The sequence below is a fragment of the Pseudomonas sp. 21 genome (genome assembly GCF_000955805.1).
In the GTDB taxonomy this organism is placed as follows: Bacteria; Pseudomonadota; Gammaproteobacteria; order Pseudomonadales; family Pseudomonadaceae; genus Pseudomonas.
Genome location: NZ_JYOA01000010.1, coordinates 101,979 through 115,537, shown reverse-complemented (window position 1 = coordinate 115,537; position 13,559 = coordinate 101,979). Strand labels below are relative to the sequence as shown.

Below are 13,559 nucleotides of genomic sequence, written 5' to 3'. Positions count from 1 at the left end.
TGCTAGTCGCGCGCCAGCAGGCGCGGTGCCAATTCCTTCAGGGCCCGGCGGTAGACCTCGCGCTTGAAGGTCACGACCTGGCCCAGCGGGTACCAGTAGCTCACCCATTTCCAGCCGTCGAATTCGGGCTTGCCGGTGACATCCATGCGCACCCGGCTTTCCTCGCCGGTCAGGCGCAGAAGGAACCACTTCTGTTTCTGCCCGATGCACAACGGCTGGCTGTTGGTACGCACCAGGCGTTGCGGCAGGCGGTAACGCAGCCAGCCCCGGGTACAGGCGAGGATCCTGACATCCTGCTCTTCCAGGCCGACTTCTTCGTTCAGTTCGCGGTACAGCGCTTCCTCAGGGGTTTCTCGGGCGTTGATACCGCCCTGGGGAAATTGCCAGGCTTCCTGGTTGATGCGCCGTGCCCACAGTACCTGTCCGACATCATTGCAAAGGATGATGCCGACATTGGGGCGAAAACCATCGGGATCGATCACGGCGGTACATCCTCGAAATCGCGTGTGCCCGCATTGTTCCACAAAGCTTGTGACAGCGGCAACGCGGGCTTCGGCGTCCTGTGCTGGGTGGGCAAAAGCCGTTACTCTAGGCGACTTTTCCGTATTGGCAACTGGCGGTAATTCATCGTGCGACTGGCTCTCTTCGATCTCGACAATACCCTCCTGGCCGGCGACAGCGACCACAGCTGGGGCGAATGGCTGTGCCAGAAGGGGCTGGTTGATGCCGGCGAGTATCAGGCACGCAACGATGCCTTCTACGCCGATTACGTCGCCGGCACACTCGACGTGTTCGCCTACCAGGCCTTCACCCAGGCCATCCTGGGCCGCACCGACCTGGCGCAACTGGCCGCCTGGCACCGCCAGTTCATGGAAGAGGTGATCGAACCCATCGTCCTGGCCAAGGGTGAAGCGCTGCTGGCCGAGCACCGCGCTGCCGGTGACAAGCTGGTGATCATCACCGCCACCAACCGTTTCATCACCGCGCCCATCGCCGAGCGCCTGGGTGTGGAGACCCTGATCGCCACCGAATGCGAGATGCAGGACGGCCTCTATACCGGCCAGACCTGTGGCATACCCTGCTTCCAGGGCGGCAAGGTGACCCGCCTGGCCCGCTGGCTGGAAGAAACCGGCCTGACGCTGGACGACGCCTACTTCTACAGCGACTCGCGCAACGACCTGCCGCTGCTCGAGCAAGTCGCCAACCCGGTGGCCGTCGACCCGGACGACACCCTGCGCGCCACCGCCATCGAGCGCGGCTGGCCGGTGATCAGCCTGCGCGGCTGAGCGCTCAGAAGGCCTTGTTGACCATCAGGTAGAAGATCGCCAGGAAGGCCAGGAACGCCGGCCAGCCCAGGGCGAACCACCAGCGCATATAGAGGAAGGCCTGCGGCGGCAGCGCCGTGCCTTCCCGGTGCGCGACTTCGGCCATGTCGCGTACGCGGATCTGCAGCCAGACCACCGGCAGCCAGCAGGCGCCAGCAAACACGTACAACCCCAGGCTCCACAGCAGCCAGCCCGAATCCAGCGGCCAGCCGGCCATGTGCGCCATGGCGATGCCGCTCAGCGGCTGGAACACCGCCGTGGTGGCGATGAACAGCCAATCCGCCGTGACCAGATGGCGGAAGGTGATGCGGATCGCTTCCAGATTGCCGCTGCGCCACGCGCGCCAGCTGTAGTAGGCCGAGCCCAGCCCGGTGCCGAACAGCAGTGTGGAGGACAGGATGTGCAGGGTCTTGAGCAGCAGGTAGAGATTCACGCGGCGGGCATCACACCGGCTTGCTGATCATCAGCACCAGGATGGCGACTACGCACAGCAGCGCCAGCACGAAGAAAGCCAGGCCGAACTTCCACTGCCGCGCCGCGCCCGCGGCAATCGGCTCGCCGCTGCTCTGCGCCGCCAGCGCCAGGTCGCGGATGCGCCACAGGCGGGTAGTGAACAGCAGCCAGAAGATAGTCGCGACGATCAGCAGACAGGCGCTGCCCAGCAACCAGGTCTGCCCCAGAGGCCAGCCGACGGTCTGCACCATGCGGTAGCCGGTGACCGGCAGGCTGGCGACGCTGCCGGCCACCAGTACCCAGCCGATCAGGCCGATGCGCTGCAGCGCATCGGCGATCACCCCGGCGTCGCCGCCACGCCAGCTGCGCCAGCCGTACCAGGCCAGGCCGATGATGGCCAGGAATGGCAGCACCGCGGCAATGCCGTGGAGGATGCGGAAGGTCTGCAGGCTTTCCATTTCAATTCCCTGTGAAGAAGGCGGCGTTCCGACAAGCCTAGCAGCTGTCGCGCCGCCTCTGCCCGATCCTCAGCCGAGGAACAGGCGGTAGGCCGGGTTGTCCGTTTCGTCCCAGTAGGGGTAGCCGATCTCTTCCAGCGCGGCCGCCACCAGGTGGCGTTCGTCTTCCGGCACCTGCAGGCCCGCGACTACGCGACCATCGGCGGCGCCGTGGTTGCGGTAGTGGAACAGGGTGATGTTCCAGCGGCCGCCGAGGCGGTTGAGGAAGTTGAACAGCGCGCCGGGACGCTCGGGGAACTCGAAGCGGAACACCTGCTCGCCCGAGACCCGCGGCGAATGGCCACCGACCATGTGGCGGATGTGCAGCTTGGCCAACTCGTTGTCGGTCAGGTCCAGCACCGGGAAGCCCTGCTCCTGCAGTTGCTGCACCAGCGCCGCGCGCGGGTCGTTCTCCGGGTGCGTCTGCACGCCGACGAAGATGTGCGCTTCGCTGTCGGTGTTGTAGCGGTAGTTGAACTCGGTGATCTGGCGCTTGCCGATGGCCTCGCAGAAGGCCTTGAAGCTGCCCGGACGCTCGGGGATGGTCACCGCGATGATCGCTTCGCGCTTCTCGCCCAGTTCGGCGCGCTCGGCCACGTGGCGCAGGCGGTCGAAGTTGATGTTGGCGCCCGAATCGATGGCGACCAGCGTCTCGCCCTTCACGCCTTCGCGCTCGACGTAGCGCTTGATCCCGGCCACCGCCAACGCGCCGGCGGGCTCGGTGATCGAACGGGTGTCGTCGTAGATGTCCTTGATCGCCGCGCAGATCTCGTCGGTGCTGACGGTGATCACCTCATCGACGTAGTCCTTGCACAGCTCGAAGTTGTGCTTGCCGATCTGCGCCACGGCCACGCCGTCGGCGAACAGCCCGACCTGCCCGAGCACCACGCGCTCGCCGGCGGCCATGGCGGCCTGCAGGCAGTTGGAGTCATCCGGCTCGACGCCGATGACCTTGATCTCCGGGCGCAGGTACTTCACGTAGGCGGCAATGCCGGCGATCAGGCCGCCGCCACCGACGGGCACGAAGATCGCGTCGATGCGGCCGGGGTTCTGGCGAAGGATTTCCATGGCCACGGTTCCCTGGCCGGCAATCACGTCCGGATCGTCGTAGGGGTGGATGTAGACATAACCCTTCTCTTCCACCAGTTTCAGCGAGTGCGCCAGCGCATCGGGGAAGGCATCACCGTGCAGCACGGCCTTGCCGCCACGGGCGCGCACGCCCTGGACCTTCAGCTCCGGCGTGGTGCGCGGCATCACGATGGTGGCCTTGATGCCCAGCTCGCGGGCGGCCAGCGCCACGCCCTGGGCGTGGTTGCCGGCGGACGCGGTGACGACGCCGCGGGCGAGCTCTTCCGGGCTCAGCTGCGCCAGCTTGTTGTAGGCGCCGCGAATCTTGAAGGAGAACACCGGCTGCAGGTCTTCGCGTTTCAGCAGAATCTGGTTGCCCAGGCGCTCGGAGAGCTGGCGGGCGGGCTGCAGGGGCGTTTCCACGGCAACGTCGTAGACACGCGAGGTGAGGATCTTCTTGACGTAGTGTTCGAGCATCGGAAGGGCTATATCGGCGGCTTTTCGAGGAACCGCGAGTCTACTCCAGCGGGCGCGGCGCGGGCCACCGAACAATCCGTGCGCAATCGACCATAACAGTTGCCCGGCGGCGCAACACCGGCGCGTCGTCGACCGCTATAATCCGCCCTTTCGACCATTCCCCCGGCGCCGTTGCGCCCATCCAGGTAAGAAGACCCTCGCCATGAACCAGGATCAGCTCAAGCAGGCTGTGGCCCAGGCCGCCGTCGACCACATCCTTCCGCACCTCGACAGCAAGAGCATCGTCGGCGTGGGCACCGGCTCCACGGCCAACTTCTTCATCGACCTGCTGGCCCAGCACAAGGCCGAGTTCGACGGCGCCGTGGCCAGCTCCGAAGCCACCGCCCAGCGCCTGAAAGGCCACGGTATCCCGGTCTACGACCTGAACACGGTCAGCGAACTGGAGTTCTACGTCGACGGCGCCGACGAGACCAACGAGCGCCTGGAACTGATCAAGGGCGGCGGCGCGGCACTGACCCGCGAGAAGATCGTCGCGGCCGTGGCCAAGGAATTCATCTGCATCGCCGACGCCAGCAAGCTGGTGCCGATCCTCGGCGAGTTCCCGCTGCCGGTGGAAGTCATTCCCATGGCGCGCAGCCACGTCGCCCGCCAACTGGTGAAGCTGGGCGGCGACCCGGTGTACCGCGAGGGTGTGCTGACCGATAACGGCAACATCATCCTCGACGTGCACAACCTGCGCATCGACAGCCCGACCCAGCTGGAAGAAGCGATCAACAACATCGTCGGCGTGGTCACCAACGGCTTGTTCGCCGCGCGCCCGGCCGACCTGCTGCTGCTGGGCACCGCCGAAGGCGTGAAGACCCTCAAGGCTTGACCCCTCAGGCGCCATCCGCCGGATGGCGCCTTCCAGAGACTCTGCTGCCGTCTACGCTGGGATGACCTCAAGCCCCAACGGAGACGCAGCATGGCCGCCAAATACCATCTGAAGAAGGCCAGCGATGGCCAGTTCCACTTCAACCTGCACGCCAGCAACGGTGAAATCGTCCTGACCAGCGAGCTGTACAAGGCCAAGACCTCGGCCGTGGACGGCATCGAGTCGGTGCGCAAGAACTCCCAGCGCGAAGGCGCCTTCGAGGTCAAGGTCGCCGCCAACGGCAAGCACTACTTCGTGCTCAAGGCCACCAATGGCCAGGTCGTCGGGCAAAGCCAGATGTACGCCAGCAAGGCCACCGCCGACGCCGGCGTGGCGGCGGTCAAGCGTTACGCAGCGGATGCGCCGATCAGCGACGACACCTGACAGCGCACCGTTTCGGTGAGCACTCCCGCACGCTCGCCCAACACGGCCGGCCATGCTGCCGGCCGTGTATCAGAAATGTTACAGTGGCGCGACACCCTCGGTCACTGACGCGTCAAATTCCGCCCATCTCCGGCGAACCGGCCTGCATCCTGCTTTCCTCCGGCGCACGCATCGAAGACCGATGCGATTCCAATCGACACAGAGGAAAGTGCCGTGTTCAAACCCTTAGCCGTTGCGGTCAGCCTGGGATGCGCCGCGTTTTCGATCGACGCCAGCGCCTACGAATACGGGGATTACGCCGAGGACACCCTCGACACCCTGATCAACGATTACCCCGGCCGTTACCGTGGCACCGCCAGCTTCGCCGGCGCCACCGCGCTCATGCAGTCGCGCCTGGGCTTCGGCTACCAGACGCAGATCCAGGACTTCACCTGGGCCGGCAACCGCAGTTCGCAGAACGTCATCGCCAGCGCCCCGGGCAGCAGCGGCCAGTACGTGGTCCTCGGCGCCCACTACGACACCTACTACGGCCGCCCCACCCTGCAGGGGCTGGACGACAACGGCTCCGGCGCTGCCGTACTGACGGAGATCGCCCGCAACCTGGGCGGCATCGAACTGGAGAACGGCCTGGAGGTGGTCGGCTTCGGCGCCGAGGAAGAAGGCCTGCGCGGCTCGCGCGCCTACGTCGCCTCGCTCACTGACGAACAACGCAGCAACCTGCTGGGCATGATCAACCTCGACAGCCTGATCACCGGCGACAAGATGTACGCCCACGCCGGCTTCAACAGCGTCGACAACCCCGCGCTGGGCGCCTACCGCGATCAGTTGCTGCGTATCGCCCAGGAGCTGAAGATCCCGCTGTTCACCAACCCCGGCCTGAACGAGGAATATCCCGCGGGTACCGGTTGCTGCAGCGACGGGGAAAGCTTCGAGGGCCTGAACGTCCCGGTGCTGTTCATCGAAGCCACCAACTGGGAACTGGGCGACCTGGACGGCTACGAACAGACCGACAACCCCGCCATCCCCGGCGGCGCCACCTGGCACAACCCAACGCTGGACAATGAGCAGGTCCTCACCGGCGCCTTCGGCCAGGAGCGCATCGACCAGCGCCTGCGCCACTTCTCGCGCCTGCTCACGCGCCTGGTGCTGGAGCTGACCAACGCCGACCTGCTCGCCTCCACCGCCTCCGGCGGTGCCATGGCGCGGCAGATGGAAGACCAGCTGCAACGCCAGCACCTGGCCCTGACCCGCCTGCACGACCGCCGCTGGCTGAGGCTGCTGGGCAGCTCACGCCCGGTCGGCAGCTTCGACGGCGCCGTTGGCGTGGAAGGTGAGACCACCCCCGAGAGCGGTTTCGACATGCCCGGCGACCCGCGCTCGCACCGCGCCGGCGTCAACCTGCTGGGTGATTATCGCGCCAGCGAGGCACTGACCGTTGGCGGCAGCCTGAGCTTCCAGCGCAGCCGCGACAACCTGGACCACAGTGCGCGACTGGAAGCGGAAACCTGGCAGCTCGGCCTCTATGGCCTGTTCAACGACGGCGGCCCGGCCTGGCTGGGCGGCGAGCTGAGCGCCGGCTACGCCGACTTCGACAGCAAGCGCTCGGTGTACCTGAAGGCGAACAACGGCCCGGTGCTGCTCGACCAGCGCATCGACGGCGACACCAACGCCTGGTTCTGGGGCGCGCGGGTCGACGGCGGCTACGACTTCGACATCGCCGGCATCAAGACCGGGCCGCAGGGTGGGCTCGACTTCGTGCACTACAAGATCGACGACTTCAACGAAGACGACGACCTGCGCACCGCGCTGGGCTACGAGAAGCAGGACTACGACTCGGTCGAAGCCAGCCTTGGCTGGGGCCTGCGCGGCGAGCTGCCACTGGGCAACCGCATGGCCGTGCAGCCCTATGCCAGCGTGCGCTGGGTGAAGGAGCTGGCCGACGGGCGCCTGGACGACATCGCGCTGACCGCCCTGGGCGATGGCCGCACCCGCGTCGCCGACCTGGGCGACGTGGACAAGGACTTCGGCCGCGCCCAGGTCGGCGCCCTGCTGGCCGTCACCGAGCAATTGGGCGTGTTCGCCGAGGCCAACTCGCGCTTCGCCCACAGCGAAGGTAGCCAGGCGTCCTACTCACTTGGCGTGCAGTGGCAATTCTGATCGAAGGAAAGCGAGGCGCCCTCAGGGTGCCTCGCGCTTCTTGAACACATAGAAGAGATTGGGCTCGCTGACCAGGTACAGCGTGCCCTGGTCGTCCATGGCGATGCCCTCGGCCTGCGGCACGCTGCGCCGCAAGCCCTGCATGCCGCGCAGCAGCGACAGCGAGCTGATCGGCTCGCCGTTCGCGCTCAGCTCCAGCACCAGCCGGGATTCGTCCGACAGCGCCAGCAGGTGTCCGCTGCGCTCGTCGTACTGCAGGCTGGAAAGATCGCGGACGAACAGGTTGCGGTTGTGCTTGAGGTCTTCCACCACATGCACCGCGGTGGGTTGCTCCGACTGCTCATAGGGGAAGCCGCGCACCTCGTAGATATGCACCGGGCTGCGCTCCTTGGCGACGAACAAGCGCTTTCCCTGCGAGTCGTAGGCCAGCCCCTCGAAGCCGCTGTTACCGCCGCGGCCCAGGGCCAGGGCGAGTTGCTGGGCGTCTTCGGCATGCAGTTCCTGCGTGTCATCGCGCAGTTCCACACGTAGCAGGCGCTGGTGGGTCTCGTCGGTGATCACATAGACGTTGCGGCTGATGTACTCGATGGCCTCGGTATCGCCGAAGCCGTGCAGGGCAATCCTGCGCAGCACCTTGCCTTCCAGCGACAGCTCGACCAGTTCGTTCTGCTTGTTGGTGACGGTGAAGAGGGTCTGCCGGTCCGGGTCATAGGTCAGCGCCGAGACGTTGTCCTCCAGCCCCTCGATCGGCTGCGCCTCCAGTACCACGCGGTAGTCGGGCAGCCAGAGGGACTGTTCCTGCCACTGCGCAGCATGGCGCCACTCGTTGAACTTGAACCAGGCGCGCTCGTAGACCCGGAAGCTCTGACCCAGAGCGAGCAGCGCGGCCAGGGCGAGCAGCGCCAGCAGCAGGAACAGGCGACGGGGTTTGAGCAGACGGCGCATGGAGGACTCTGGGTGGGGATGGCGTGGCAGAGTGACAGCAGCGCTTGAAGCCAAACTTAAAGGCCATCATCCGCTGCGGGCAGGCTAGAGTCAGGTTAGCGCAAGACTGTCCCATGTTGCTTTTGCAAGCGACTGCAAGAGGCGTATCGATGGCCCAGCACCTGCTTCCCGAACAACGCCAGCAGGCGACCCTGCATACCGTGGTACTGGCGACCGAAGTGCTGCACCACGCCGGCGTGCCGCGCCCGAAGCTGCTGGAGGGCAGTGGTATCGGCGAGGCGGACCTGCTGACGCCGGAAAAACTGATCACCCACGCGCAGGAACTGCGGGTGTTCGCCAACGCCCTGAACTGCCACCACGATCCGGCGCTGGGCCTCTACCTCGGCCTGCGCATGCATGTCTCGGCTTACGGCATCCTCGGCTACAGCATGCTGGCCAGCCGCACCCTGCGCGATGCGCTGCACCTGGCGCTGTCGTTCCCCGAGTTGCTCGGCACCTACTTCCGCCTGGCGCTGACGCCGCAGGGCGACGAAGTCCACCTGACCGCCGACGGCTACCGCTACGCGCCGGAGCTGACGGTGTTCAATACCGAGCTGTGCCTGACCTCGCTGCTGACGGTGATCCGCGACCTGCTCGGCGAGTCGGTACGCCCCCGCCGGCTACTGCTGGCCTATCGGCCGCCGCTGCACGCGGAGACCTACACCGAGCGCCTGGGTTGCCCGGTGGATTTCGGCGCGCCCACCAGCGCGCTGTGCTTCAGCCCGGCACTGCTGGACCGGCCCCTGCCGCTGGCCGATCCGGTCAGCTGCCACAACGGCGTGCAGCAGTGCCTGCGCATGAGCGGGATGCTCAGCGCCCGTGGCGATGTGCTCGACCAGTTGCGCCAGCACCTGGCCAGCCATCTGCAGGACACCGCCAGCCTGGACACCGTGGCGCGCCACCTGCACCGATCCACCCGCACCCTGCGCCGCCACCTGCAGCAGCAGAACACCAGTTATCAACAGGTGCTCGACGAGGTGCGCTTCGACCGCGCGCGGCAACTCCTCAAGGACACCGACCTGCCGATCTACCTGATCGCCGAACAGCTCGGCTACAGCGAGACGGCCAGCTTCCGCCATGCGTTCCAGCGCTGGAGCGGGGCGAGTCCGAGCCTTTATCGAGGCTGAGGAGAGGGGCGGAGCCAAACTCAAGCGCCCGAGCCGCCCAGTTCGCGAGCAAGCTCGCTCCTACAAAATCGACATCCCACTGACGCCCGAAATCCAGCATTGCAGGGCGCATTTTCAACTTGGCCTGATTTATCCCTTATTGGCCTGATCTATCGTTCTGCGCGTCCCGGCGCTTGGTCATTATCAATCCGCAGCTAGGTGAAACGGCCCTAGAAACCGTAAAACCTCAACAATAACAACTGCTTAACTGCATGGTACCAGCATGACCAGCGCGATCACCATCGAGCGGATATGCATGGAGTTCGGTACACCCGGACAAGGCCTCAAGGCCCTGGACGACGTGTCACTGGAAATCCGCGCCAACGAGTTCTTCACCCTCCTCGGCCCGTCGGGCTGCGGCAAGACCACCTTGCTGCGACTGATCGCCGGCTTCGAACAACCCTCCTCCGGCAGCATTCGCCTGTATGGCGACGCGATGGAAGGCCTTCCGCCCTTCAAGCGCCCGGTCAATACCGTCTTCCAGAGCTACGCCCTGTTCCCGCACATGACCGTGGCGGAGAACATCGCCTTCGGCCTGGAAATGCAGGGCAAGCAGCGCAGCGACATCGACGCCACCGTGCAGAAGATGCTCGACCTGGTGCGCCTGCCCGACGTCGGCAAGCGCCGCGCCGACCAGCTCTCCGGTGGCCAGCAACAGCGCATCGCCCTGGCCCGCGCCCTGGCCAGCCGGCCCAAGGTACTGCTGCTCGACGAATCGCTTTCCGCGCTGGACCTCAAGCTGCGCAAGGAAATGCAGATCGAGCTCAAGCGCCTGCAGCACGAGACCGGTATCACCTTCATCTTCGTCACCCATGACCAGGAAGAAGCCCTGACCATGTCCGACCGCATCGCAGTGATGAGTCGCGGCAAGGTCATGCAGATCGGCACGCCCACCGAGATCTACGAGGCGCCGGTCAACCGCCTGGTGGCCGACTTCATCGGCGAGACCAACTTCCTCGAAGGCGAATCCAGCGGTGACAGCGTGCGCCTGGCCGACGGCCAGCTGCTGCCGGCCGCCACCACCCTGCCTGGCAAGGTGACCCTGGCGATCCGCCCGGAGCGCACCGAGCTGGCGCAGGACGGCCAACTCGAAGGCGTCGTCGAGAACATCGTCTACGTCGGCACCGACACCGTGTACCACCTCAACGTCGCCGGTCAGGGCGGCTTCCGGGTCCGTCAGCAGAACCGCGACGGCGCCCTTTCCACCCACGCGCCCGGCGCGCGGGTGCGGGTCCGCGTTCCCGCCACCGCCATCCGGGTGCTGGCCGAATGAGTACAACACTACGCGCACAAGCGGAACGCAAATCGCTGTTCAATCGCCTGGCCCTGACCAGCCCGGCAATGATCATGCTGGTGGTGTTCCTCGTCCTGCCCCTGGGCATCATGTTCGCCGTGTCGATCCAGGCACCGGGGGACTACGGCGGCGTGAAGTGGGGCCAGCACACCGTCGAGGCCTACATCAACTTCCTCTGGGAACGCGACCTGGACGACAGCCTGGCGTTCAACGCCGACTACCTGGGCATCTTCCAGCGCTCGTTCTGGCTGTCGATCCTGACCACCCTGGGCTGCGTGCTGATCGGGTTCCCCACCGCGCTGTACCTGGCGCTGCAGGACGAACGCCGGCGCAACCTGCTGCTGTTCCTGGTCACGGTGCCGTTCTGGACCAACCTGCTGGTGCGGGTCTATGCCTGGATGCTGCTGCTGCGCAACGGCGGGCTGATCGACGAGGGCCTGCACGGGCTGGGCTTCTCCAACGCCTCCCTGGGCATTCTCTACACCGACAACGCGGTGATCATCGGCCTGCTCTACACCTACCTGCCGTTCATGGTCCTGCCCATCTACACCAGCCTGGAAAAGATGGACTGGCGCCTGGTGGAGGCAGCCTTCGACCTGGGCGCCAACCGCTGGAAGGCGCTCAAGCGGATCATCATCCCGCTGGCCATGCCCGGCATCGTCGCCGGCTGCATCCTGGTGTTCATCCCCTCGCTGGGCAGCTACATCATTCCCGAGCTGCTGGGGGGCGGTAAGTCGCTGATGATCGGCAACCTGATCCAGCTGCAGTTCGGCACGGCGCACAACTGGCCGTTCGGCGCAGCGCTGTCCTTCGCCCTGCTGGCCTTCGTGCTGCTGGCGATGATGATCTACAGCATGCGGTTCAAACAGGGCGCGTCGGGAGGTCATCCATGAAGTCGGCCAACCCGCTCTGGCGCTTCACCGGGGTCCGTCCCGCCGCCTGGTTGTTCTTCGCCTTCCTCTACATCCCGATCTTCGTGCTGGTGGTGCTCAGCTTCAACAGCGGCCAGTCGGCCACGCTGTGGGAAAGCTTCAGCCTGAAGTGGTATTCGGTGGTGGCGGACGACCCGGAGATCCTGCGCGCCGCGAAGAACTCGCTGATCGTCGCCACCCTGGCCACCGTCGTCGCCACCACCCTGGCTACGCTCGCGGCACTGGGCATGCGCGGTCGCTCGTTCCGCGGGCAGACGCTGATGAGTGGCGTGCTGGGCCTGCCGCTGCTGGTGCCGGAGATCGTCACCGCCGTGGCGACCCTGATGTTCTTCGCCTTCATCGGCCTGAAGCTGTCGCTGTTCACCATCCTGCTGGCGCACATCGTGTTCTGCATTCCCTTCGCCTACCTGCCGATCCGCGCCCGCCTCGAAGGCATGGACCCACGGCTGGCGGAAGCGGCGGCGGACCTCTATGCCTCGCCGTGGAAGACCTTCTGGAAGGTGACCTTCCCGCTGCTGACGCCGGGGATCGTGTCCGGGGCGATGCTGGCGTTCATCATCTCGATGGACGACTTCGTCATCACCTACTTCGTCGCCGGCGCCGGGGCCACTACCTTGCCGGTGTACATCTTCAGTTCCATCCGTATGGGGATTTCCCCGAAGATCAACGCCATTTCTTCAATAATACTGTTGATTTCCATCGCGTTCGTTGCGTTGTCGTACTACGTCGGCCAGCGTCGCCGCTGACCTCCTGCCGCCAAACAAAACAACATTGCAAGGAGCTTCACCGATGAAATTCCGCCGTACCCCCATCGCCCGCACGCTCGTCGCCGCCAGTCTGCTGCTGGCCGGCAGCGCCCATGCCGACGGCACCCTGCACTTCGCCAACTGGTCCGACTACTTCCCGCCGGAACTGCTGAAGAAGTTCGAGAAGGACACCGGCATCCACGCCACCCTGGACTCCTACGACAGCAACGAAACCCTGCTGGCCAAGCTCAAGGCCGGCGGCGGCGCCTATGACGTGGTCGTGCCGTCGGACAGCTTCATCGAGATCTTCGTCAAGGAAGGTCTGCTGCAGAAGCTCGACAAGGCGCAGCTGCCGAACCTGGCGAACCTGAAGGACAAGTTCAAGACCCTGACCTACGACCCGGGCCACGACTACTCCGTGCCCTACCTGTGGGGCACCACCGGCTACAGCTACGACAGCGCCAAGGTGCCGGGCGGCAAGCTGGATGAAAGCTGGAAGCCGTTCTTCGAGCCGCCGGCCGAGCTGAAGGGCAAGGTCGTGGCGCTCAACTCCATCGAGGAGCTGTATGCCCCGGCGTCCTACTACCTGGGCGTCGACGAGTGCACCGAAGACCCGAAAGAGGCGGCGAAGATCCAGGACCTGCTGCTCAAGCAGAAACCCATGCTGGCCATGTACAACAGCGACGGCACCATCGAGCGCATGGCCGCCGGCGAAGTCTCCATGCACCAGCAATGGAACGGCGCCTTCCACCGCGCCCATGCCCAGCGCGCCAGCCTGGTCTACGTCTATCCGAAGGAAGGCGTGCGCCTGTTCATCGACAACCTGACCATTCCCAAGGACGCCACCAACATCAAGGAGGCCCACGCCTTCCTGAACTGGATGATGCAGCCCGAGAACATTGCCCTGGCCTCGAACTTCGCCAAGTACAACAACGCGATCGAGGGCTCGGACAAGTTCATGGACAAGGAACTGTTCGACGACCCGGCGATCAACACCCCGGCGGACAAGCTGGATCGCCTGAAGCCCTTCAAGCTCTGCTCGCCGAAAGCGCTGCAACTGCGCTCCAAGGTCTGGACCAAGCTGAAGAAATGACCGGGAGGTCACCCGGCGCGGCGGTGCGCGCCGGGCGACCCTGACAGCCATTTTGGCCATTTCGATCCCT

At 65.4% G+C, this 13,559-nt stretch carries 14 protein-coding genes; 9 read left to right on the top strand and 5 right to left on the bottom strand.

The window, feature by feature from the left end; genetic code table 11:
- Window positions 1–2: 2 nt before the first annotated feature.
- Window positions 3–482 carry an RNA pyrophosphohydrolase gene (locus tag UB43_RS22510; protein ID WP_045215602.1) on the bottom strand — a complete coding sequence of 160 codons (480 nt, stop codon included), beginning with the start codon at window positions 480–482 and terminating at the stop codon, window positions 3–5.
- A gap of 147 nt (window positions 483–629) precedes the next feature.
- Here UB43_RS22510 and UB43_RS22505 point away from each other — a divergent pair, with 147 nt between their 5' ends.
- Window positions 630–1,286, top strand: a complete 657-nt coding sequence (locus tag UB43_RS22505) for an HAD family phosphatase (RefSeq protein ID WP_045215601.1) — start codon at window positions 630–632, stop codon at window positions 1,284–1,286.
- Window positions 1,287–1,290: 4 nt separating this feature from the next.
- Here UB43_RS22505 and UB43_RS22500 read toward each other — a convergent pair whose 3' ends face one another.
- The 3 genes from UB43_RS22500 to ilvA form a co-directional block, all read right to left on the bottom strand.
- The gene (locus UB43_RS22500; RefSeq protein WP_045215600.1) at window positions 1,291–1,758 is read right to left on the bottom strand and encodes a DUF2269 domain-containing protein; all 468 of its coding nucleotides are present in this window, start codon (window positions 1,756–1,758) and stop codon (window positions 1,291–1,293) included.
- 10 nt (window positions 1,759–1,768) lie between these two features.
- Window positions 1,769–2,236, bottom strand: coding sequence for a DUF2269 domain-containing protein (locus UB43_RS22495; RefSeq protein WP_045215599.1), 468 nt, complete (start codon window positions 2,234–2,236; stop codon window positions 1,769–1,771).
- Window positions 2,237–2,305: 69 nt separating this feature from the next.
- Window positions 2,306–3,832, bottom strand: a complete 1,527-nt coding sequence (gene ilvA / locus UB43_RS22490) for a threonine ammonia-lyase, biosynthetic (RefSeq protein ID WP_156160491.1) — start codon at window positions 3,830–3,832, stop codon at window positions 2,306–2,308.
- A gap of 190 nt (window positions 3,833–4,022) precedes the next feature.
- Here ilvA and rpiA point away from each other — a divergent pair, with 190 nt between their 5' ends.
- From rpiA to UB43_RS22475, 3 genes are all read left to right on the top strand, one after another.
- Window positions 4,023–4,694 carry a ribose-5-phosphate isomerase RpiA gene (rpiA, locus tag UB43_RS22485; protein ID WP_045215597.1) on the top strand — a complete coding sequence of 224 codons (672 nt, stop codon included), beginning with the start codon at window positions 4,023–4,025 and terminating at the stop codon, window positions 4,692–4,694.
- Window positions 4,695–4,784: 90 nt separating this feature from the next.
- Window positions 4,785–5,117: a YegP family protein gene (locus UB43_RS22480; RefSeq protein ID WP_045215596.1), complete on the top strand. Its 333-nt coding sequence runs from the start codon at window positions 4,785–4,787 to the stop codon at window positions 5,115–5,117.
- 213 nt (window positions 5,118–5,330) lie between these two features.
- Entirely contained in the window at window positions 5,331–7,274 is a 1,944-nt protein-coding gene (locus UB43_RS22475) for an autotransporter outer membrane beta-barrel domain-containing protein (protein ID WP_045215595.1), read from the top strand.
- Between the two features lie 21 nt (window positions 7,275–7,295).
- Here the strand turns inward: UB43_RS22475 and UB43_RS22470 are convergent, their stop codons facing one another.
- Window positions 7,296–8,219, bottom strand: a complete 924-nt coding sequence (locus tag UB43_RS22470; RefSeq protein WP_045215594.1) for an SdiA-regulated domain-containing protein — start codon at window positions 8,217–8,219, stop codon at window positions 7,296–7,298.
- 149 nt (window positions 8,220–8,368) lie between these two features.
- Between UB43_RS22470 and UB43_RS22465 the strand changes: the two genes are divergently transcribed.
- From UB43_RS22465 to UB43_RS22445, 5 genes are all read left to right on the top strand, one after another.
- Complete coding sequence (locus tag UB43_RS22465; RefSeq protein WP_052969593.1) at window positions 8,369–9,385, top strand: AraC family transcriptional regulator; 1,017 nt, start codon at window positions 8,369–8,371, stop codon at window positions 9,383–9,385.
- A 262-nt stretch (window positions 9,386–9,647) separates the two neighbouring features.
- Window positions 9,648–10,697 (top strand): ABC transporter ATP-binding protein, encoded by a 1,050-nt coding sequence (locus tag UB43_RS22460; protein ID WP_045215592.1) that lies wholly within the window; start codon window positions 9,648–9,650, stop codon window positions 10,695–10,697.
- Window positions 10,694–11,611 carry an ABC transporter permease gene (locus UB43_RS22455; protein WP_045215590.1) on the top strand — a complete coding sequence of 306 codons (918 nt, stop codon included), beginning with the start codon at window positions 10,694–10,696 and terminating at the stop codon, window positions 11,609–11,611. The genes UB43_RS22460 and UB43_RS22455 overlap by 4 nt, the downstream gene beginning before the upstream one ends.
- Window positions 11,608–12,396 carry an ABC transporter permease gene (locus UB43_RS22450; protein ID WP_045215587.1) on the top strand — a complete coding sequence of 263 codons (789 nt, stop codon included), beginning with the start codon at window positions 11,608–11,610 and terminating at the stop codon, window positions 12,394–12,396. The genes UB43_RS22455 and UB43_RS22450 overlap by 4 nt, the downstream gene beginning before the upstream one ends.
- 43 nt (window positions 12,397–12,439) lie before the next feature.
- Window positions 12,440–13,489, top strand: coding sequence for an extracellular solute-binding protein (locus tag UB43_RS22445; protein ID WP_045215584.1), 1,050 nt, complete (start codon window positions 12,440–12,442; stop codon window positions 13,487–13,489).
- The last annotated feature ends 70 nt before the right edge of the window (window positions 13,490–13,559 follow it).

Coding starts and splice junctions, on each gene's coding strand:
- UB43_RS22445 (WP_045215584.1), top strand. CDS start 12,440: ATGAAATTCCGCCGTACCCCCATCGCCCGCACGCTCGTCGCCGCCAGT.
- rpiA (WP_045215597.1), top strand. CDS start 4,023: ATGAACCAGGATCAGCTCAAGCAGGCTGTGGCCCAGGCCGCCGTCGAC.
- UB43_RS22470 (WP_045215594.1), bottom strand. CDS start 8,219: ATGCGCCGTCTGCTCAAACCCCGTCGCCTGTTCCTGCTGCTGGCGCTG.
- UB43_RS22495 (WP_045215599.1), bottom strand. CDS start 2,236: ATGGAAAGCCTGCAGACCTTCCGCATCCTCCACGGCATTGCCGCGGTG.
- UB43_RS22460 (WP_045215592.1), top strand. CDS start 9,648: ATGACCAGCGCGATCACCATCGAGCGGATATGCATGGAGTTCGGTACA.
- UB43_RS22465 (WP_052969593.1), top strand. CDS start 8,369: ATGGCCCAGCACCTGCTTCCCGAACAACGCCAGCAGGCGACCCTGCAT.
- UB43_RS22480 (WP_045215596.1), top strand. CDS start 4,785: ATGGCCGCCAAATACCATCTGAAGAAGGCCAGCGATGGCCAGTTCCAC.
- UB43_RS22455 (WP_045215590.1), top strand. CDS start 10,694: ATGAGTACAACACTACGCGCACAAGCGGAACGCAAATCGCTGTTCAAT.
- UB43_RS22450 (WP_045215587.1), top strand. CDS start 11,608: ATGAAGTCGGCCAACCCGCTCTGGCGCTTCACCGGGGTCCGTCCCGCC.